Raw genomic sequence first — 19,715 nt, 5'->3', positions numbered from 1 at the left:
TATTAATCATTTTTGAGCCAATATGATTACCTAAAATGTAATTTCAACTCCACAATAACAAGCAATTCTGAAGAAATTATGCAGACACATCATAATCTGCACCATTTCTTCATGATTTTGCATTACACTTTAAGTAACGATTATAAATATGGAGGGCTCTTTATGATTGATATACTGCTTGTAGACGATGAACCGAGAATGCTTGAATTATTAACGCTTTATCTTACACCAATTGGATATAACTGCGTATGTGCGACTTCAGGAGAAGAAGCTATTTTACATATAGAAAATCGAAACTTTAAATTTGTTTTACTCGATATTATGATACCAAAGATGGACGGATGGGAAACGTGCAAAAAAATCCGATCTTTTAGTAACATTCCTATTATTATGGTTACAGCTCGTGATCAAACAGTAGATGTCGTTCAAGGATTAAAAATTGGAGCCGATGATTACGTAACGAAACCTTTCCATGAAGAAGAACTTTTCGCAAGAATTGAAGCCGTTTTAAGACGTACAAATGAACATAAACAAATCCAATATCACGGTATTGTATGGGATGAAACAAAACACTTCGTTTCTGTCCATAATGAAGAACTCCTTCTCACACCAATTGAATTTTCTTTACTCGGATTATTTTTACGCCATGTGAACTACGTATTAAACCGTGATCAGCTCATCGAACGAATTTGGGGGTTAAACACAAATACAGAAGATCGCACAGTCGATTCACATATTCGTAATTTACGTGATAAATTGCGAAAAGCAAATTTCCCTATTGATCATCATTTAAAAACCGTGTATGGAGTAGGTTATCGATGGATTGATACTGAACAGTAAGGGGCAAAACGATGAAACGAATTTCAATTCAATTCGGATTTTATTTTTTAATTGTTACACTTTTAATTGAAAGTGTTCTCTTTATTTTGCTCTATTATAGTCTTGTAAACACTAGAGTAAATGAAGAAATGACAGCTTTATTAAAGCGAGGAAATAGTCATCGAGATGTACTTGAAAAATATTACGATGAGCAAACCATCTCTCACGTAGCATTAATGGAATCTGAAGCTGAAACAACTGTCGTTATTACAAATGCAAATAAAGAAATACTAGCTAAATCTAACGAAATAAACACGACTATAAACGATCATATTAGTAAAATGCAAACTCGAACAGACCATAACGGAGCGATTATAGAAAATCACTGGAAAACATCTAATTATATATGTACAGTTAGCCCCATTGTAGTAGATGGAAAACATGAAGGCTATGTGTACATGTTTCTTGGAACAGAATCAATTGAAGAGCTGGTTAATGGGTTAACGAAACAATTCATTATTGCCGGTATCATCACATTTCTACTAACAGTCATCACCATTTTTCTATTATCTCGATTATTAACAAAACCATTGTTACACATGAAACATGCCACTGAAAAAATGAGTAAAGGTGATTTGTCCGTTTCATTAACAACTACTCGAAATGATGAAATTGGTGAACTAGCATCATCTATCCAGACGCTCGCAAATGATCTACATTATATGAAAACAGAGCGAAGTGAATTTCTAGCAAGTGTTGCTCACGAATTACGAACACCGTTAACATACGTAAGAGGTTATGCAGACATTGCATTAAAAGAAAGCACCTCTCCTGAGCAACGTTTACGATATTTATCTATTATAAAAGATGAGTCTGATTACATTACAAACTTAGTTCAAGATTTATTTTCACTTGCACAAATGGAACAACATAACTTTTCTATTCAAGTAAAGGAAGTGCATTTACACACCTTCTTTACTCGCATAGCTGAAAAAGTAAACGCCATGTATAAAGAAAGATATATTAAGGTTTCTTTCTCTTGTCCTCCTACACTGCTAGTAAACTTAGATGAACAGCGATTTGAACAAGTTATAGTAAACATTTTAAATAACGCTTATAGACATTCAAAAGAACATTCTCATATAAACATTTCTATTACAGAAGAACATAAACGTATCTCCATTACAATTGAAGATGAAGGCGAAGGTATTCCACCTGAAGACCTCCCTCACATTTTTGACCGCTTTTACCGTGTCGATAAAGCAAGAACACGATCTACAGGCGGAACTGGTTTAGGGCTATCTATCGTAAAAGAAATTGTAGAACTACACGACGGAAATATTACTGTAACGAGCGAAGTCGATTACGGGTCTTGCTTTATCATTTCATTGCCATCTATAAAGAAACACGACTACCATCAGTAGTCGTGTTTCTTTATCATTTTACTTTATAATATAAATTTACAAATTGCCCAAAACGTTTCGTATCCGTTAAAGTTAAATTAATTTCCGGATTCTTATCTTGAAATAACGGAACTCCAGAACCTAATATGTGAGGGGTAATCGTGACAACATATTCATCAATTAGATTATTCTTAAAGAATTCTCTCAGTAGATTCCCTCCACCGACCATCCATATTTTAGATCCTTCTTGCGATTTTAACCTTTTTGTAAACTCTACTACATCTTCATTTACAAACTCCACGTTTCCGTTTGAACCTTTTTCTGAATTAGAAAAAACATAACATTTTTTATCTAAGTACGGGAATGTTTCTGTATGCTCTACTACATAATCGTACGTTCTTTTTCCCATAATTATTGTATCAATCGTTTCATACATTTCTGTATAACCGTTATCTCCCTCTCCTTCAGTTTCCATTAACCACTCTAAATCATCATTTTCTTTCGCAATATATCCATCCAAACTAGCGGCTATAAATAAAACAATTTCACGTGACATCTCTTTTCCTCCTTGTGTTTCATCTTGATAACATTATGATGTAAACAATATACTAACAATAAAACATGACACTTTATGTCATGTTAAAAAGAAAAAGGTGATACATTTGTCAAAAGCTAAACGCTTATTAGATATTCTTATATTTGCTTCTGCCAAAAAGACATTTACAGCTCAAGAAATAGCTGATGAATTTAATATTTCCGTTCGTACTGTCCATAGATACATTGTAGATTTAAGTGATATGGGTTTACCTATTTATGCAGAACAGGGGCGTAACGGAGGATATAAAGTATTAACAAATAGAATCATTCCGCCTATTTTATTTACAGAAGAAGAAGCAGTCTCCATCTTTTTTGCATTTCAATCTTTAAGCTACTACAGAAACTTACCTTTTAACACAGAAATTAATTCCGTTACGCATAAACTGTATAGCTCTCTACAACATGATGCAAAAACGAAAGTTGATAAAATACGCTCTTATATTGCTTTTTGGAATCCAAAGAGAACGATTGATACACCTCTTTTAAACGAAGTATTAACTGCGGCTATTGAAAATAAAAATTTACACTTTCAATACGAATCTAAATCGGGGATAAAAACAAAACACGTTCATCCTATCGGTGTATACGCTCATGACGGGCTATGGTACTTACCATCCTATGACTTCAGTAGAAAAAAAGTATTACTGTATCGCGTTGATCGTATTCTTTCTTTATTATCAACAGAAGAAAATAAAGATACGTTCATGAATTTAGAAGAATGGTTCGACTCTAACTCTAACGTCATAAACATTCCTATCCAATTACATGTTTTATTAACGACAGAAGGTGTACGCCAATGTAAAAGCGTTCCTTACCTTGAAGAATTCGTAGTAGTAAACGAAGACGGTTCAGGATATATACATTCAACAATTGATAAAGGTGAAATTAACTTTATTACCCCTTTATTTTATAGACTTGGAAAAGATGCACAAGTGTTAGAACCGACAGAATTGATAGATGTTTTACGTATACGTGCGAAAGAAATTTTACATATGTATGGAGACGAAAAAAGCTGCTAAATATAAGCAGCTTTTTAGTCTCTTTGTTACTATTGACGAATATCAATCCACCAACGATATTCCGCATTCATATTTTCAGTGCCACCATTCCCTCTGTAATTGAAAGCATCAAGGAAGATTGAGTCTAGTTTATCTTCATCTACAAAATAACCTAAATTAACTTTTACCGTTTCTCCTGGTGTGATACTGCCAATATTGTAAAAACTTTTTCCATCTCCGTGAGGTTCTAAATAATCAACTTCACCTGTCATAATACGCGTTGCGTCCATTCCCTCTTCTTTAGCGTATTTCCATGCATTCCCTTCAAATTTAAGCTGTTTTATGGATGGATGCATATAGATTTCTTCTGTCGACTTTTTGCCAATATTTTTCACTGTTGTTGTTAAGTAGACAAATTTAACATTAACTAATTTCGAATCTACTAATGTATCAATTGAATCTTTACCATTCCCTAATTTATATTCATCTCGTCTGTATGATAGTAATTTTCCCGTCTGATCTAAAGCCTTATTCTTGCTTAATATCTCTAGGCCAAGTTCATTAAAGTTCTCTTGTTTAAAATCTTTGATTGAATCAAAGGCTTCAACTTTTTCTATCACATATTCAATTTGACTGTTATCCATAGATATCGTTACTGGAGCCTTTTGCCCTATATGAAATAGTCGTTTGCTATCCTTCTTCAAAGGAATTACCTTAGTTGTTTTACTTTCTTGGCTAAAATACTTTTTATCATAATCGCTTATATATGATGACTTTTCTTTTGACGTGGGCTCAAGTGAAATGCTCCCTAGCACATCTATCATTTGTTCTTCGTTTATATCATTTCCAATATAACTTTGTAACATAATTCCTTCTTCCTCAAAATAGAGAAAAATTACTCTATTAAACATTAAATCTTTATTACCATTTTCTCTATGGACAATTACTGCCTTCTTACCATTTATCTCTTTTTCTTCATAATTTTTCGAGTACAGAGTTGGAAAATCTGAATTCCCTCCTACTCTCCAAAGAACGAATGAAAATCCACCCATTGCGTAGTTATCTTTAAAGGAATATTTCATAGCAGAGTCATCAATTGCTTCCATATTTTCTGGTAATTTATCGATTTTCAGCTTATACCACTTATCAGCCTTTTTCGAGTCCTTATTTGTTACTGAAATATTTACTTCATAATTTTGTTTTTGAACGATCATATTATAGACTTTTACTGCTCCAAAAACGGTTGTCGGCATGCCGATTAATAAGCAAGCAGCAGCGATTAACATACGATGTCTTTTACGCTTTTTCAGCGGTTGTCCATCTTGCAGCTTCATTTCCTCCATAAACAATTTCTTTTTGCGCGTATATGTATGTGAAAATTCATGTTGTTCTTCAAGTTTATCAAAATCATCTAAAGCAATTTTTTCAGCAAGTTCATATATTTCTTTGGAGTTCTTTGAATTCGTCATGTTGTATACCTCCTATCATATTTTGGACTCGTTTTCGAGCGCGTTCAAACTTCTTGCGGACATTTGCCTCCGTTATCCCCATGACACTTGAAATTTCTTGATACGTTAAGTTATAGAAGACTTTGTACTTAAACACCTGTCTATTAGACTCATTTAACTCTTTTAACAATGCATCAATTTGAACCTCAGACATTTTACGTTTTTCCCACTCTTCAATATTTTCATCTACTGCTTCTGTTGATTCTCTTTCATATTCTTCTAAAAATGTTTCATGTCGTTTGTTTTTCCGGTAACTATCAATCGCCTTGTTTTTCGCGACCCTCAAAATGTAGCGTTTAAGCTCTTGAGTAGCCAAGCTATGGAGCTTTTCCAAGTTCTTATAAAGAGTAATAAACGTCTCTTGAACCGCATCTTCAGCCTGTTGAATATTATTTAAAATAGAATACGCTACATAATAAATCTTTTGTTCATACAACTCATATAGCTCTTCCATCTTTTCATAATCGTTGTTTGTAACTTTCATATAATTCCTCCTCTCACTCTATATAACGAATAAGCGCTATACTTTGTGACACTGCAAAATCTTTTTATGTATAAAATTTAATAATAGAATAAACAAAAGCCCAATTTCTCTATTTTAACTGAGAAATTGGGCTTTTTAATATTAGAATTTTCCTGACCGCTACGCCTTTTCAGTAAGCAGCATATGCTCTATCGCTTCTTTTAACAAATTCTTTGTCTCTTCCAAGTTATGATTCTTCTTTTCTCCCGGTTGTACCATATAAAACTCAGCAAACGAACGCTCTTTATATCTTGGTACGACATGCATATGATAATGTGTTAACTCGTTAAATACTCCACCATTTTGACAAACTGTAACTCCGTCAGGTTTATATACTATCTTAATCGCTTTTGCAATAAGCTTAGAAGCATCCATAACGGATTTTGCTACAACATCATCTAATTCGTCTACTTCTACAACATGTTGCTTTGGCACAATTAAAGTATGTCCTGGGTAGAAAGGCGCATGATCTAAAAAGCAAGTTACATAATCATCTTCATATATTTTATATATAATTTCCTCTCCGCCTGCTAATTTACACCCTAAACATTCCATCATATTTCCCCCTTTATTAAAAACATAAAAACGTGAGAGCCGTATTCTCACGTTTTTATGTTTCATTTTATTAGTTCAATTGTTTCCGTAACCTTTATACTATCTTTTACAGATTGAACAATCGTACAATTTTTCACTGCAAGTTGCAGCGCCTTGTCCAGCTGCTCTTCTGTAACATTTTGTGCTTTAATTTTATAGTGCAAATGAACACTTTCAACTGGCTTCGATAAAGCTTCACTTCTACCAACTTCAGTTTCGATTGTAAACGTATCGTATGGAATACGTTTCTTTTCTAAAATTGTTCGAAAGACAATTGCACTACATCCTGCGATAGAAGAAATGAGTAATTGTAACGGTGAATACCCGTTTTCTTTTCCAATCGCTAATTGACCATACGATAAATCTGCTTCTATATCATCGTGTTTGATTGTTAGTTTCATTTGTTTTTTCCATCTCCACTTTCATCCGTTTCTGCCGTTTCTTACTAATATAATAATATATATAGCAGAAAATGATAAATGGAATACCACAGTATAACGCCATTCTTTGTTCAGGAATAAACGCTAAACTAATAACAACGATGCTATTTGTAATTAAAGCTAAAATTGGAACAATCGGGTATAGTGGTGTTCTATACTTTAAGTCCTCTAACTTTCCTCCGCCCTTTATATACTGACTTCTAAAGCGAAGTTGCGATAGAGCAATAATGATCCAACTTGAAACAGCCGATAAACCAGCTATCGATAATAAATACATGTATACTGTATCTTCTGCAAGGAAACTTGTGAATAGAGATAATCCAGCTACCGCAATCGTTACGACTAGCGCTGTAATTGGAATACCACGCTTATTTACTTTCTGGAAGGAAGTTGGTGCCATTCCCTCATTTGCAAGTGACCATAGTATACGCGTCGCTGCATATAATCCAGAGTTCGCTACAGATAATAACGCAGTAATAATAACGAAATTCATAATATCAGCTGCGTATGGAATACCAATTTTATCAAATACGACTACGAATGGACTTTCAATTACGCCTGCTTCTTTCCAAGAAATTAATCCTACTAAAATCGTCATTGTTAAAATGAAGAATAACATAATGCGCCATACTGTATTACGGATCGCACGTGGAATTGTTTTTTCTGGATTTTCACTTTCTCCCGCTGCAATCCCGATTAACTCTGTTCCCTGGAACGAGAAGTTAACTGTAATCATTGTAAGTAATACGGCAGCTAGTCCATTCGGGAATAATCCACCATCGCTTACAAAGTTAGAGAAAAGAGGTGCTGCTTCTTTTCCGTCATATGATATAAACCCTAATAATGCACTCCCACCAAGAACGACAAATGCAAGAATTGTAATTACTTTAATACTAGAGAACCAAAATTCTAATTCGGCATAACTTTTCGCCGAAATTGCGTTTGAAGCATATAAAATAACGCCGAATACAAGGCACCATACCCAAACATCAACATTTGGAAACCATCTTTTCATCATTAAACCGATTGACGTTAATTCTAGTCCTACTGTTACTGCCCAGCCAAGCCAATATAGCCAGCCGATCATAAAACCCGTTCCTGGTCCAATAAACTTCGTCGCATACTTTTGGAAAGAACCTGAAACTGGCATTGCTACCGTTAACTCTCCAAGACAAAGCATTGTTAAATACATAATAAATCCGCCTACTAAATATGAAAGGATGGCTCCCCCTGGTCCAGCCTGATTAATGGTGTAACCTGAACCTAAGAAGAAACCAGTTCCGATTACACCACCAAGTGCGATCATAAATAAATGTCTACTCTTCATCGTACGATGTAATTTCTCATTCGTTGGTTGCTGCATCTAAATCCTCCCCCTACCAATACCCCTATATCTTGTTAAAATTTTCTGATAATAAAAATATACACGAAAGCGATTACATTTTCTATATAAAATTAAAACTTTTCTGATAAAATAATATAAAAATCGAATTATTGCAAGATTCAGATTCTATTTAGAGGAAAATAAGGAGAAACAAGGAAAAAACCCTTACATATATTGTAAGAGTCAACGAAGTTCTAATCTTCTCGATAAAATTGATAAACTATAATTTACGATAAAGTACATACAAGCTACTAATATAAATGTTGGAATCATGTAATTCACATTTTGCCCGCTAATAATTTGAGCATTATGCATAAGCTCAGGGAGTGATATAACAACCGCTAGCGACGTATCCTTCAGCAATGAAATAAATTGACTGACAAGCGGCGGAACCATTCTCCTTAATGCTTGTGGCAAAATAATATGCCAAAGCGCTTGCACGTAAGTTAATCCCGAAGATCTTGCGGCTTCAACCTGCCCTTTTTCAATAGACAATAAACCACTTCTAACAATTTCAGATATCATTGCTGCCTCAAATATTGTTAAAGCAACAATTGCAGCTGTTATAATTTCTAATTTCAAGCCTGCTTCTGGAAGTGCAAAATACGTGAAAAATATAATTAACAGTAGTGGTAAGTTTCGAATCACTTCAACTATAACTCCTAATATTTGTGAGACGACAGGTATTTTCGTGTAGCGCAATATACCGATTACACTTCCAATAATAAAACTAAGTACAATTGCTATGAGCGCTACCTCTAATGTTATAAGTAATCCTTTTAATAAAAATAGAATATGATCTCCTGTAATTGCTCCCTTGAAATCCATTTACACCGCCTCCTTTGCTAAGCGTTTTTCTAAATAACGCACTAGCATACTGAGCGGAATTGTTAATATTAAATAAAACATCCCGACAAATATATAAACATCAAACGTAACAAACGTCTTCGTTGAAATTAAATCTCCTTGATACATTAAATCAGCACCAGCAATAATTCCAAGTATTGAGGAGTTTTTAACTAAATTGAGAAACTGGTTTCCTAAAGGGGGAATTACAATTTTCACTGCTTGGGGTAAGACAACATAATACATCGCCTGCACATACGTTAGCCCTGAAGAGCGAGCAGCTTCCATCTGCCCTTTCGCAACTGATAAAATACCAGCGCGAATTACTTCTGCAATAAAAGCTGCCGTATATACCGTAAGCGTAACTGTTCCTGCTACAAAACCATTTAAAGTAATTCCTATTACAGGTAAAGCAAAATAGAATATAAATGCAATTAATACGAGTGGAATATTTCTTACAAACTCCACAAAAGCTGATCCTATCCAATTTAAAATACGAATAGGTGCAATACGCATTACTGCCAAAATTACTCCTAAAATAAAACTACCTATCAATGCAATTACACTAGACATAACTGTATATTTAAATCCTTCTAAATACATATCAATGTTATTCGTTAATATAGAAAAATCAGGCACATATTCTCCCCTCTTTCTTTACAAGAAGAGGATGAGTACTCTCATCCTCTCACTTTTACTATCTACTTTTCTGGTTTTTGTCCAATCCATTTCTCATATAATTTGTCATACTCTCCGCTTGCTTTCATGTCTTTAATTAAAGTATTAATCTCTTTCGTTAAATCATCTGCCCCTTTTTGCACTGCAATTCCATACGGTTCATCTGTGAAAATTTTTCCTACTACTTCATAATTAGAATCTTGTTTTGCCATTCCGTAAAGGATCGCATTATCTGTCGTTAACACATCACCTTTACCTGCCTTTAACGCTGTAAATGCCTCACTATAATTTTCAAACTCTAATACAGTCGCTTCTGGTGACTTTTGACGAATGTTATTTGTAGATGTTGACCCTTTTACAGCTAATACTTTAACGCCTTGTTTTATATCATCGACACTCTTAATATTGCTTCCTTTTTTCACAAGTAACGATTGTCCTGCTTTAAAATATACATCTGAAAAATCCACTTCTTTTTTGCGTTCTTCCGTAATTGTCATTGTTGCAATAATTGCATCAATATCACCATTTTTCAGCATTGGAATACGTGTTTTAGACGTTACTTCTTTCAGCTCTAGCTTCTTTTCATCTCCAAGAATCTTTTTCGCAAGTGCCTTCGCGACATCAACATCGAATCCTTCTACCTGCCCTGTTGAAGGATTTTTTAATCCAAATAAATTCGTATCATTCTTCACCCCAACTACTAATTTCCCTCGTTTCTTAATTTGCTCAACAGCCCCGCCTTGCTTCGTATTTGTTTCCTTTGCCTCATCTTTCTTACTTCCGCAACCAGCAACAACAAGCACAAATAAACATGAAAATACGATTAAAGTAAATAATTTTTTCATTTTAAGCATGAAATTCCTCCTCTAATGATTTAGCACCCGACTTAAAAATAAACGAGCTCTTTCTTGTTCAGGGTTTGCAAAAAAGTGCGCCGGTGTTGTATCTTCAATAATTTGACCATCATCCATAAATAAGATCCTATCTGCTACCTCTCTAGCAAATCCCATTTCATGCGTGACAACGACCATTGTCATCCCTTCTTTAGCCAGTGCTTTCATAACATCAAGTACCTCTCCAATCATCTCTGGATCAAGAGCAGACGTAGGCTCATCGAATAGCATAATTTCCGGCTGCATTGCAAGTCCTCTAGCAATTGCCACCCGTTGCTGTTGTCCTCCGGATAATTGATGTGGATATACGTTAGCCTTCTCCGGGATTCCTACTTTCTCTAAATAAAACATTGCTGTTTTCTCTGCTTCTTCTTTGGAAACTTTATTTACTTTAATCGGTGCTAATGTAATATTTTGAAGAACCGTTTTATGTGGATATAAATAAAAATGTTGAAAGACCATCCCAATATTTCGCCGCAATTCATTCATGTCCGTTTTTTTATTGTGTACCTCTGTATTTTGTACAATTAATTCTCCATCTGTAATTGCCTCTAATTGATTTATACATCGAAGCAATGTACTTTTTCCTGATCCTGAAGGCCCGACAACTACTACCACTTCGCCTTTTTTCACTTGCACATTAATATTTTTCAAAACTTGAAAGTTACCATAATATTTATTTACATTACGAAATTCTATCAACATACTCCCCCTTCCCCTAACAATGCATGTACATTCTTTTTATATTCAAAAATAGTCCCAAAAATAACTTTTAGCTTCAATTTGTCCATAAAAAAAAGCAAAGAGTTTCCCCTTTGCTTCTTCATTTCTATTCTGTTAAGATACTTCTTCTTTCTTATCTTTCCCGTATTCATGCTCCCAAAAATCAGCATTTTTAATTCCTAATGGCCCTGGATCGAATACTGGATCTTTTCCTTCTTTTTTCTGTTTTTCATAATCCTTTAATGCGACTAATGCAGGTTTTTGTAATAGTAAAATCGCAATGATATTTACCCATGCCATAATTCCTACCCCAATGTCGCCTAAAGCCCAAGCCGTTGCTGCTGTTTTTATACATCCATAGAATACAGCTCCTAAAAATACAAACTTTAGTACCATAGACATCCAAGGACGGTCTTTATCACGATTTAAGTACGCAATATTCGTTTCTGCAATGTAGTAATACGCCATAATTGTTGTAAACGCGAAGAATAATAACGAGATTGCAACGAAACCGTTTCCAAATCCAGGGAAAACAGATTCTACCGCCGCCTGTGTATATCCTGGTCCTGGCTGAGCACCATTTAGTTTATTAACGATAAAGTTTTTTCCGCTTGCATCAAATACGTTATACATGCCTGTAATAATCATCATAAATGCTGTTGCTGAACAAACAAATAATGTATCAATGTAAACGGAAAATGCTTGCACTAAACCTTGCTTAGCTGGATGTGATACTTCGGCTGCTGCTGCTGCGTGTGGTCCAGTCCCTTGTCCTGCTTCATTGGAATAAATACCACGTTTTACCCCCCAAGAGATTGCTAAACCGATAATACCACCGAAAGCAGCTTCTAATGCAAATGCACTTCTTATAATTAACATAAATGCTTCTGGCAATTTTTCAATATTCATAGCAACAATGACGCAAGCTACTAAAATATAGCCTATTGCCATAAAAGGTACGACAACTTGCGCTACGTTAACAATTCGCTTTACTCCACCGAAAATGATAAGAGCTAATACGACAACTAATATAGCCCCTGATGCGGTAGTATTAATACCAAAAGCCGTTTCTAAACTTACAGCAATACTATTTGCTTGTACGCCTGGTAGTAAAAGTCCTGTTGCAAGAATTGTCGCTGCAACGAATACTAAAGCATACCATTTAACTCCTAGACCTTTTTCGATGTAATAAGCAGGTCCACCACGAAACTGCCCTTGATGTTTCGTCTTATATATTTGCGCGAGTGTTGATTCTACATAAGCTGATCCTGCCCCTAAAAAGGCTACTGCCCACATCCAAAATACAGCTCCTGGTCCACCGAATGCAACCGCTGTTGCTACCCCAGCGATATTCCCTGTCCCAACACGTCCTGATAACGAAAGTGCTAACGCTTGGAATGAAGAAACACCAGCCTCTGATTTTTCTCCTTGAAATGTCAGCTTCACCATTTCTCCTACGTGCCTTACTTGTAAAAACTTCGTTCGAATAGAAAAATATAAACCTACTCCTAAACATAAATAAACAAGTGCTGGACTCCAAACAATATTATTTAACCAATTTACGAAAGTTTCCAACATTCCCCCTCCTTCTTTATAAATAATATTCAGAATATATATAAAATTATAAGTGCATACCGAATCTAGGACAATATTATTTTAATAAAGTAAACATATTTTTGTATAAAAAAACAAAGTATATATTTGTTTTATATACTTTGTTTTGAACTAAATGTATTATATATTCACAATTGCTTCTCTTTTAATAATTCTTTCGTATAGCTCTTCTGATAATTTCAAGAAGTTATCAGGCATATCTTTCCCTTTAAACTTCTTCTGAAGCGTTCCATATAAACCTATATCACGTAAACGCAAAAATAGTGGCAACGATTCATACCAACTATCCGCCAGCCTGTGCTCATACTCATATCCTTTTCGTAACACTTGTAACTGTTTACGAGCAAAATCTGTCTTCTCTTCTGCTGTCCACGTTGTAAATAGAACAGAGTAGTATAGAACCATCGCTAAATCATGTATAAAGTAATTATAAGCCGCATCATCAAAATCAAAGATTGTTAGCTCTTTACCATCATAATGAAAATTACCTTGATGGATATCACCGTGCATAAGACCGAACGTTTCTCTTTCAACTGGAAGGGCCTTAATTTCATCCATTAGTACCGCTGCAATCTTTTTCACTTGACCATCTTCTAATTCATTAACAATTCCACTTTCGTCTTCTTCCCACGTATCACGGTAGTCTGTTTTAGGATATTCCATTGTAAGGCGATGCAGTTGCCCAATCGCTTTTCCCCATGCTTCAAAGAGAGGCTCGCCCCAATAAGGCGATTCTGCTCCTTTTACTTGCTCACCTTTTGCATATGTAAATAAAGAAGCGAAAAAGAACGTTCCATCCTCTGCTACGATTTCTTCTACGAGATTTCGAGACGTTGAATAAAGAGGTCCTGCTACCTTTGCCCCATTCTCCGCAACATATCGTAAAAAATCTAGTTCAGCCTCTACCTCTTGTTTAGAACGATGAGAAGAATGTGTTAAACGTAATACGTAATCTTCATCATTATCACCCTTCGCCTTAAAAATATAATTCTCAAAATCTCCAAGTGGCTTTTCTTCCACTGTTACATGAAACAAATTCGCTGCTCTTTTTAAAATCTCTTTCGTAAAAACACGTTCTACAGCTATTTCCATATATATCCCTCCTATATATCTTCTTAATTCGACACAAATGTTAGAAGTACTGCTATGAAATTGAATAATGCACAAAAGACAATGTAACGTAACCTTCAATCCTCTTTTTTTAAAATAATTCAAGCATAAATTTCTCACAAACGACAAAAATTAACAGAAACAATTGCACTTTAAAAGAGGTGGAAAGTATGACAGAGAAAAAAGAACAACAAGAGAGTAAAAAACAAAAGCATATGTTTCCATCACTTCCGGAGAACATTAATTACATTGAAAATAAACTTTCTCATTCTGATGATATAAAAAAATTAGATTTCCCTTTTCAAAACGGAAAAGGAACAATCTTATATATTGAATCTTTAGCAGATCCAAATCTAATTCATCAGTTAGCCCTTGAGCCTTTATTGACACGATCAGACTTAGCTTTAGATAAAGCTTTTTCCACATTAAATATGAAAAAAGAAACGAATTTAAATTATGGGATACAACTTTTATTACAAGGAAAATCCTTATATTTTCATGAACACGTCGACAGTTTTTGTATTTTCGAAACGGCTTTATCTTTAAAGAGAGATATAACAGAGCCAGATAATGAAGGTATTGTCCGTGGACCACATACTGGTTTTGTAGAAGATTTAGCAACCAATTTAGCTTCCATTCGTAAGCTCATAAAAAGTCCAAATGTCGTCGTTAAATATTTCACACTTGGCGAAGAAATGCACACGAAAGTGGCAATTGCTTATATGCAAAACATAGCTAATGACAATTTAGTTACAGAAGTAAAAAGAAGGTTACAAACGATTAAGACAGATGCACTTATGCCTCCAGGATATATACAAGAATTTATAGAGGATACGTCTTTCTCCCCATTTCCGCAGCAATTAAATACAGAGCGTCCAGATAGAGTCGCAGCAAATTTAATGGAAGGACGAGTTGCTATTTTATCTGATGGAGATCCAACAGCGCTTATCGTTCCTGTTACGTTATTTGCTTTCTATCAATCACCAGATGATTATAATAACCGCTGGATTGTCGGTTCTTTCGTCCGAATGATTCGCTTAGTGAGTTTCTTGATTGCTTTTCTCTTACCAGCTATATATATCGCAACCGTAGCCTTTCATCCTGATGTATTGCCGCTTGAACTTGTGTATACAATTAAAGCCTCATTAGAGAAAGTACCACTTCCTCCTATTTTTGAAGCTCTCTTAATGGAGCTAATTTTCGAGTTATTACGGGAAGCTGGTATTCGCTTGCCGAGCAGAGTTGGACAAACAATCGGCATTGTAGGTGGTTTAGTAATTGGTGATGCGATTGTAAAGGCTGGACTTGTTTCTTACACAATGATTATCGTTGTAGCTTTAACTGCAATCTCATCTTTTCTCGTTCCATCAAACGATATGAGTTCAGCAGTTCGGATTCTTCGTTTTCCATTAATGATTCTTGCTGCCATATTCGGATATGTAGGAATATCATTCGGTCTCATTATAACTTTCGTTCACTTATGTCAGCTTCATTCGTTTCATACACCATATCTTTCTCCTGTTGCTCCAATGCGGATCAAAGATATGAAAGATTCTTTTGTAAGACTACCAATTTGGTCATTTTGGGAACGGCCACATGATCCAAAACCGAAAAAAATGCAACGCCAACATGTAACGAGAGAGGATGAGGACGGTGACAAACACGCAAAGTAAAATTTCACTTGTTCAATTTACCTTTTTCGTTATTCAATGCCAAATTGGGGTCGGTATACTATCTCTACCTAACCGTCTTCATCCGATAGCAAAAGGTGGCGGATGGATTTCTGCTCTCATCGCTGGGCTTGCGATTCAACTTATCATTTTACTTATGTGGTTTTTCTTAAAAAGATTTCCTGATGCAGATATGTATGAAAGTGTTTGTATGCTATTTGGTAATAAGTTTGGAAAACTATTAGGTTTTTCTTATGTTTTTTATTTTACCCTTATCGGTATGACGGTTATGTTGAATGCTTGTAACGTCATTAAAGTTTGGATATTACAAGCCACTCCTTGGTCTGCCATTCTCATCCTATTTACAATAGCTTGTTGCTATGTAGCCTATAATACATTTAAAGTAATTGTACGATTTTATGTCATGGCTTCTATTCTTATTTTCCCAATGGCACTTTTAATTGGACTTGGGCTCTCACGGGCTGACTTTTCTTATATTTTTCCAATTACAGAAGCTGGATGGTGGAATATTATTCAAGCATCCAAAGAAACAATTACAGCTATGTATGGTTTTGAAATTATTCTTATCGCTTTCCCAAAAGTAAACGGGAGTTCTGTGGCAAAACTAAAGGCAATTTCTATCGCTAACGGATTTGTAACTCTTTTTTATACTTTTACTGTTTGGATTTGCTATATCGTATTTAGCCCAAAACAAATCGAGCTTATTCCAGAACCAGTTGCTTACTTATTACGCTCCTTGCATATCGGGATTATAGACCGGACTGATTTACTATTTATACCAATATGGATGATAACAGTTGTGGCTTCTATTGCTAGTTATTATTGCGCTGCTTCAATCGGAGTTGGGCATATATTCAATCTTGCTAATCATAAAAAAGCTGTTCCAATCGTCGGTATTATTGCTTTTAGTGTAGCCTTATTTATAGATACACCTGAAGAATTAAAAGTAATTTCAACTTTCACTGATAAGTTCACGTATATTTTCATCGTTGTCCTCCCTCTTTTATTTCTACTTTATTCAGTAATAAGAAATAAGAAATAAGAAATAAGAAAGGAGAACAGTATGTTCCAAAAAAGAGTTAAATTACTTTTTATATTATGTACTAGTTCCCTCCTTTCTGGCTGTTGGGATCAAGAGCCATTAAGAGAAGCCAGATTAGCTTATAGCATTGGTTATGATATTACGGAAGAGAATAAACTTCAGCAAACGCTTGAACTCGTAAAAAGTTCAAGCGGCGAGCAATCTTCATTCGAGAATGAAATACATTCAGCAAACGGGCATAACATAAGGGATACAAGCGATTCCTTAAAAAAAAATGTGACTGGGAATATTCGCTATTTTAAATATGGCGTTCAATTACTCGGAACCAAAATCCTAAAAAAAGGTATATTACCTTATTTAGATGTCAGCTTTCGGGACCCAACAAACCCAACTGCTTTAGTAAAACTTATTGCAGTAGATGGTGAAACATCCGAGATACTAGAAAAAAAGAAAGTAGGAAATTTACTAATTGGAGATTTTCTAAAGAAAAAAGTGAAAAGTTTAGAAGATATGAGTGTGTTTCCAAAAGAAACTTTAGAAACAGCTGCTACAAAAATGTTAGATCCCGGTAAAGACTTTACCCTCCCTTCTATAAAAATAAAAGGAAAAGAAGTGATTACAAACGGTCTAGCTTTATTTAATAATGATAAATTAACTGGGCATTTACCTTTGAAACAATCTGTTTTATTCGTATTATTAACCGGAAAAATGGGAACAAGTGCCCGTATAACCCAAAAGCTTACTAGCGATGAATCAGAGAAAACATCTGATTATTTAACAATGGAAATTAGCAATCGAAAGTTAAAACGCGACTTAAAAATAACAACAGATAAAAAAGGAAATGTTTATGCTCACATTAAGCTCCAACTAAAAGTTATAGCGCTTGAAGCTCCGAGAGATAATCTTTACAAAATGGATGAAAGAAAAAAACTAAATAAAGAATTGTCTACACAACTTACGAAAGAAGCTAAAAAGATAACGAAAAAGTTACAAAAAGCAAACTGTGATGCTTTCGGTATCGGCAGACACCTTATCGCCTATCACCCTGACTTATGGAAGAAGAAAAATTGGAATAAAGATTATGCAAAAGTAAAATTCAAACCTGAGGTAGAGGTAAACATTTTGTACAGTGGTGTCCTAAAATAAAAGGTTGTATGCCGCTCGGGCATACAACCTTTTTATTTCGTATATCGATACACAATTGATTCATATGGTCTTAAGTTAAGTTTTGCAATATCCTTGCTGGCATCTTTATAATTCGACAGTAGTACTTCTTGTTTCATTCCATCTAACTGAACGTGCGCTGGTACTGAATACGTTATTTCTTCTCCATAGAAGTTATTTATAACAAGTAGTACTTCACTTTCTGTAGTACGAGTATATGCCCAAATTTTAGGATCATTTTTATCCAAAATAGCATATTCTCCTTCTGTAATTACATCATACGTTTTTCTAAGCTCTATTAACTTTTTATAATGATAAAATACGGACTCTTTATCTTCTAATGCTTTCTCTACGTTTATTTCTTTAAAATTTTCAGCCGCTGAAATCCAAGGTGTACTTGTTGTAAAACCACTGTTCCTCTCTTCATTCCACTGCATCGGAGTGCGAGAGTTGTCACGAGATTTTTGCTTTAAAATCCCTATAATCTCTTCTTTTGATAGCCCTTCTTTTAGCTTTATATCGTATATATTTAACGATTCTACATCACGATATTGCTCGATGGACTCAAATTTAGGATTCGTCATACCGATTTCTTCCCCTTGGTAAATATAAGGCGTTCCTTGCAGCATGTGCATGGCTGTCGCTAACATTTTTGCAGATTTGTTTCGGTACTTTCCATCATCACCAAAGCGTGACACGATGCGAGGCTGGTCATGATTACACCAAAATAACGCATTCCATCCTCCGCCCTTTTGCATTTCAATTTGCCAGTTAGACATAATCTCTTTTAATTTAATAAAATCAAACTCTGCTTTCGTCCACTTATCACCATTCGGATAATCTACTTTTAAATGATGGAAACTAAACGTCATGCTTAATTCATTACGCTCAGGATTAGAATATTTAATACAATTATCAATTGTCGTAGATGACATTTCTCCAACTGTAATTACATCTTTTCCTGCAAAAACATTTCGGTTCATCTCTTGTAAATATTCATGAATACGCGGACCATCTGTATAATACTTGCGTCCATCACTTGTCGCAGTACTGCCTTCATCGTTTAAGAAACATTGGTCTTTTGAAATTAAGTTAATGACATCTAATCGGAATCCTGTTACCCCTTTATCCAGCCAAAAACGCATCATATCATATACTTCTTCACGAAGTTTTTCATTTTCCCAATTTAAATCAGCTTGTGTTTCATCAAATAAATGTAAATAATATTGCTCCGTCTTCTCATCATATTTCCAAGCAGATCCACCAAACTTAGACTGCCAATTATTTTTTTCATCACGCCAAATATAGTAATTACGATATGGACTATTTTTATCTTCCTTCGCTTCTTTAAACCACTTATGTTCAGTCGAACTATGATTTACAACAATATCAAGCATAATCTCAATGTTACGTAGTTTCGCTTCTGCTAAAAGTTCTTCAAACTCTTCCATCGTTCCGTAAGATGGATCAATGCTGTAGTAATCACTTACATCATATCCATTATCATTTTGTGGTGATTGGTATATCGGTGTTAACCATATATAATCCACTCCGAGTTCTTTTAAATAATCTAGTTTCTCTGTAACCCCTTTTATATCACCAGTTTCTCTATTGTAATAACTATTAAAGCTCTTCGGATAAATTTGATAGACTACACTTTTATGCCAATCCTTCATGTTTAACTTCCT

General features: G+C 34.7%; 18 protein-coding genes and 1 pseudogene. 6 read left to right on the top strand and 13 right to left on the bottom strand.

Going from position 1 to position 19,715, the window contains the following annotated elements; genetic code table 11:
• Positions 1 to 162: 162 nt before the first annotated feature.
• On the top strand, positions 163 to 840 hold the full coding sequence (locus QO049_RS22035; RefSeq protein ID WP_284489455.1) for a response regulator transcription factor: 678 nt from the start codon (positions 163 to 165) through the stop codon (positions 838 to 840).
• A gap of 11 nt (positions 841 to 851) precedes the next feature.
• The gene (locus tag QO049_RS22030; RefSeq protein ID WP_000822522.1) at positions 852 to 2,243 is read left to right on the top strand and encodes a sensor histidine kinase; all 1,392 of its coding nucleotides are present in this window, start codon (positions 852 to 854) and stop codon (positions 2,241 to 2,243) included.
• Positions 2,244 to 2,256: 13 nt separating this feature from the next.
• Here QO049_RS22030 and QO049_RS22025 read toward each other — a convergent pair whose 3' ends face one another.
• Positions 2,257 to 2,778: a dihydrofolate reductase family protein gene (locus tag QO049_RS22025; protein ID WP_284489454.1), complete on the bottom strand. Its 522-nt coding sequence runs from the start codon at positions 2,776 to 2,778 to the stop codon at positions 2,257 to 2,259.
• Between the two features lie 106 nt (positions 2,779 to 2,884).
• Between QO049_RS22025 and QO049_RS22020 the strand changes: the two genes are divergently transcribed.
• On the top strand, positions 2,885 to 3,838 hold the full coding sequence (locus QO049_RS22020) for a helix-turn-helix transcriptional regulator (RefSeq protein ID WP_481748635.1): 954 nt from the start codon (positions 2,885 to 2,887) through the stop codon (positions 3,836 to 3,838).
• A 29-nt stretch (positions 3,839 to 3,867) separates the two neighbouring features.
• Here QO049_RS22020 and QO049_RS22015 read toward each other — a convergent pair whose 3' ends face one another.
• The 11 genes from QO049_RS22015 to QO049_RS21965 all read right to left on the bottom strand — a co-directional run bounded on the left by QO049_RS22015 (position 3,868) and on the right by QO049_RS21965 (position 14,112).
• Positions 3,868 to 5,286 (bottom strand): anti-sigma factor, encoded by a 1,419-nt coding sequence (locus QO049_RS22015; RefSeq protein WP_284489453.1) that lies wholly within the window; start codon positions 5,284 to 5,286, stop codon positions 3,868 to 3,870.
• A complete protein-coding gene (locus QO049_RS22010; RefSeq protein ID WP_284489452.1) occupies positions 5,252 to 5,809 on the bottom strand; it encodes an RNA polymerase sigma factor in 558 nt (185 codons plus the stop codon). Before QO049_RS22010 ends, QO049_RS22015 begins: the two co-directional genes overlap by 35 nt.
• A 159-nt stretch (positions 5,810 to 5,968) precedes the next feature.
• A complete protein-coding gene (locus tag QO049_RS22005; RefSeq protein WP_114160371.1) occupies positions 5,969 to 6,469 on the bottom strand; it encodes an HIT family protein in 501 nt (166 codons plus the stop codon).
• Positions 6,466 to 6,843 carry an OsmC family protein gene (locus QO049_RS22000; RefSeq protein ID WP_000778830.1) on the bottom strand — a complete coding sequence of 126 codons (378 nt, stop codon included), beginning with the start codon at positions 6,841 to 6,843 and terminating at the stop codon, positions 6,466 to 6,468. Before QO049_RS22000 ends, QO049_RS22005 begins: the two co-directional genes overlap by 4 nt.
• On the bottom strand, positions 6,818 to 8,245 hold the full coding sequence (locus QO049_RS21995; protein WP_098219690.1) for an amino acid permease: 1,428 nt from the start codon (positions 8,243 to 8,245) through the stop codon (positions 6,818 to 6,820). Before QO049_RS21995 ends, QO049_RS22000 begins: the two co-directional genes overlap by 26 nt.
• Positions 8,246 to 8,449: 204 nt before the next feature.
• The gene (locus tag QO049_RS21990) at positions 8,450 to 9,094 is read right to left on the bottom strand and encodes an amino acid ABC transporter permease (protein ID WP_000345955.1); all 645 of its coding nucleotides are present in this window, start codon (positions 9,092 to 9,094) and stop codon (positions 8,450 to 8,452) included.
• Positions 9,095 to 9,751, bottom strand: a complete 657-nt coding sequence (locus QO049_RS21985) for an amino acid ABC transporter permease (protein ID WP_001112667.1) — start codon at positions 9,749 to 9,751, stop codon at positions 9,095 to 9,097.
• A 62-nt stretch (positions 9,752 to 9,813) separates the two neighbouring features.
• Complete coding sequence (gene glnH, locus QO049_RS21980; RefSeq protein WP_000916491.1) at positions 9,814 to 10,644, bottom strand: glutamine ABC transporter substrate-binding protein GlnH; 831 nt, start codon at positions 10,642 to 10,644, stop codon at positions 9,814 to 9,816.
• 12 nt (positions 10,645 to 10,656) lie between these two features.
• Entirely contained in the window at positions 10,657 to 11,388 is a 732-nt protein-coding gene (locus QO049_RS21975) for an amino acid ABC transporter ATP-binding protein (protein ID WP_050552230.1), read from the bottom strand.
• Between the two features lie 132 nt (positions 11,389 to 11,520).
• Complete coding sequence (locus QO049_RS21970; protein WP_000447396.1) at positions 11,521 to 12,981, bottom strand: alanine/glycine:cation symporter family protein; 1,461 nt, start codon at positions 12,979 to 12,981, stop codon at positions 11,521 to 11,523.
• A 159-nt stretch (positions 12,982 to 13,140) separates the two neighbouring features.
• Positions 13,141 to 14,112 carry a phosphotransferase enzyme family protein gene (locus QO049_RS21965; protein ID WP_097797268.1) on the bottom strand — a complete coding sequence of 324 codons (972 nt, stop codon included), beginning with the start codon at positions 14,110 to 14,112 and terminating at the stop codon, positions 13,141 to 13,143.
• A gap of 188 nt (positions 14,113 to 14,300) precedes the next feature.
• On the opposite strand from QO049_RS21965, the gene gerKA reads away from it, so the two are divergent.
• The 3 genes and pseudogenes from gerKA to gerKC all read left to right on the top strand — a co-directional run bounded on the left by gerKA (position 14,301) and on the right by gerKC (position 18,009).
• The gene (gerKA, locus tag QO049_RS21960; RefSeq protein ID WP_284489451.1) at positions 14,301 to 15,803 is read left to right on the top strand and encodes a spore germination protein GerKA; all 1,503 of its coding nucleotides are present in this window, start codon (positions 14,301 to 14,303) and stop codon (positions 15,801 to 15,803) included.
• Positions 15,784 to 16,904 (top strand): annotated as a pseudogene (locus QO049_RS21955) (GerAB/ArcD/ProY family transporter). Before gerKA ends, QO049_RS21955 begins: the two are co-directional and overlap by 20 nt.
• Entirely contained in the window at positions 16,885 to 18,009 is a 1,125-nt protein-coding gene (gene gerKC, locus QO049_RS21950) for a spore germination protein GerKC (RefSeq protein WP_098567656.1), read from the top strand. Before QO049_RS21955 ends, gerKC begins: the two are co-directional and overlap by 20 nt.
• 32 nt (positions 18,010 to 18,041) lie before the next feature.
• Here the strand turns inward: gerKC and treC are convergent, their stop codons facing one another.
• Entirely contained in the window at positions 18,042 to 19,703 is a 1,662-nt protein-coding gene (treC, locus tag QO049_RS21945) for an alpha,alpha-phosphotrehalase (protein WP_284489450.1), read from the bottom strand.
• Positions 19,704 to 19,715: the final 12 nt, after the last annotated feature.

The organism is Bacillus sp. RB3 (assembly GCF_030164735.1).
Classification (GTDB): domain Bacteria; phylum Bacillota; class Bacilli; order Bacillales; family Bacillaceae_G; genus Bacillus_A; species Bacillus_A cereus.
Note: the sequence above shows the minus strand (reverse complement) of the source record. Positions and strands in the feature narration are given on the sequence as shown.

What these genes read in the sequence shown, in the direction of transcription:
- glnH (WP_000916491.1), bottom strand. Translation starts at nt 10,644, where the DNA reads ATGCTTAAAATGAAAAAATTATTTACTTTAATCGTATTTTCATGTTTA.
- QO049_RS22035 (WP_284489455.1), top strand. Translation starts at nt 163, where the DNA reads ATGATTGATATACTGCTTGTAGACGATGAACCGAGAATGCTTGAATTA.
- gerKC (WP_098567656.1), top strand. Translation starts at nt 16,885, where the DNA reads ATGTTCCAAAAAAGAGTTAAATTACTTTTTATATTATGTACTAGTTCC.
- QO049_RS22015 (WP_284489453.1), bottom strand. Translation starts at nt 5,286, where the DNA reads ATGACGAATTCAAAGAACTCCAAAGAAATATATGAACTTGCTGAAAAA.
- treC (WP_284489450.1), bottom strand. Translation starts at nt 19,703, where the DNA reads ATGAAGGATTGGCATAAAAGTGTAGTCTATCAAATTTATCCGAAGAGC.
- gerKA (WP_284489451.1), top strand. Translation starts at nt 14,301, where the DNA reads ATGACAGAGAAAAAAGAACAACAAGAGAGTAAAAAACAAAAGCATATG.
- QO049_RS21975 (WP_050552230.1), bottom strand. Translation starts at nt 11,388, where the DNA reads ATGTTGATAGAATTTCGTAATGTAAATAAATATTATGGTAACTTTCAA.
- QO049_RS22030 (WP_000822522.1), top strand. Translation starts at nt 852, where the DNA reads ATGAAACGAATTTCAATTCAATTCGGATTTTATTTTTTAATTGTTACA.
- QO049_RS21990 (WP_000345955.1), bottom strand. Translation starts at nt 9,094, where the DNA reads ATGGATTTCAAGGGAGCAATTACAGGAGATCATATTCTATTTTTATTA.
- QO049_RS22005 (WP_114160371.1), bottom strand. Translation starts at nt 6,469, where the DNA reads ATGAAACATAAAAACGTGAGAATACGGCTCTCACGTTTTTATGTTTTT.
- QO049_RS22025 (WP_284489454.1), bottom strand. Translation starts at nt 2,778, where the DNA reads ATGTCACGTGAAATTGTTTTATTTATAGCCGCTAGTTTGGATGGATAT.
- QO049_RS22000 (WP_000778830.1), bottom strand. Translation starts at nt 6,843, where the DNA reads ATGAAACTAACAATCAAACACGATGATATAGAAGCAGATTTATCGTAT.
- QO049_RS21995 (WP_098219690.1), bottom strand. Translation starts at nt 8,245, where the DNA reads ATGCAGCAACCAACGAATGAGAAATTACATCGTACGATGAAGAGTAGA.
- QO049_RS22010 (WP_284489452.1), bottom strand. Translation starts at nt 5,809, where the DNA reads ATGAAAGTTACAAACAACGATTATGAAAAGATGGAAGAGCTATATGAG.
- QO049_RS21965 (WP_097797268.1), bottom strand. Translation starts at nt 14,112, where the DNA reads ATGGAAATAGCTGTAGAACGTGTTTTTACGAAAGAGATTTTAAAAAGA.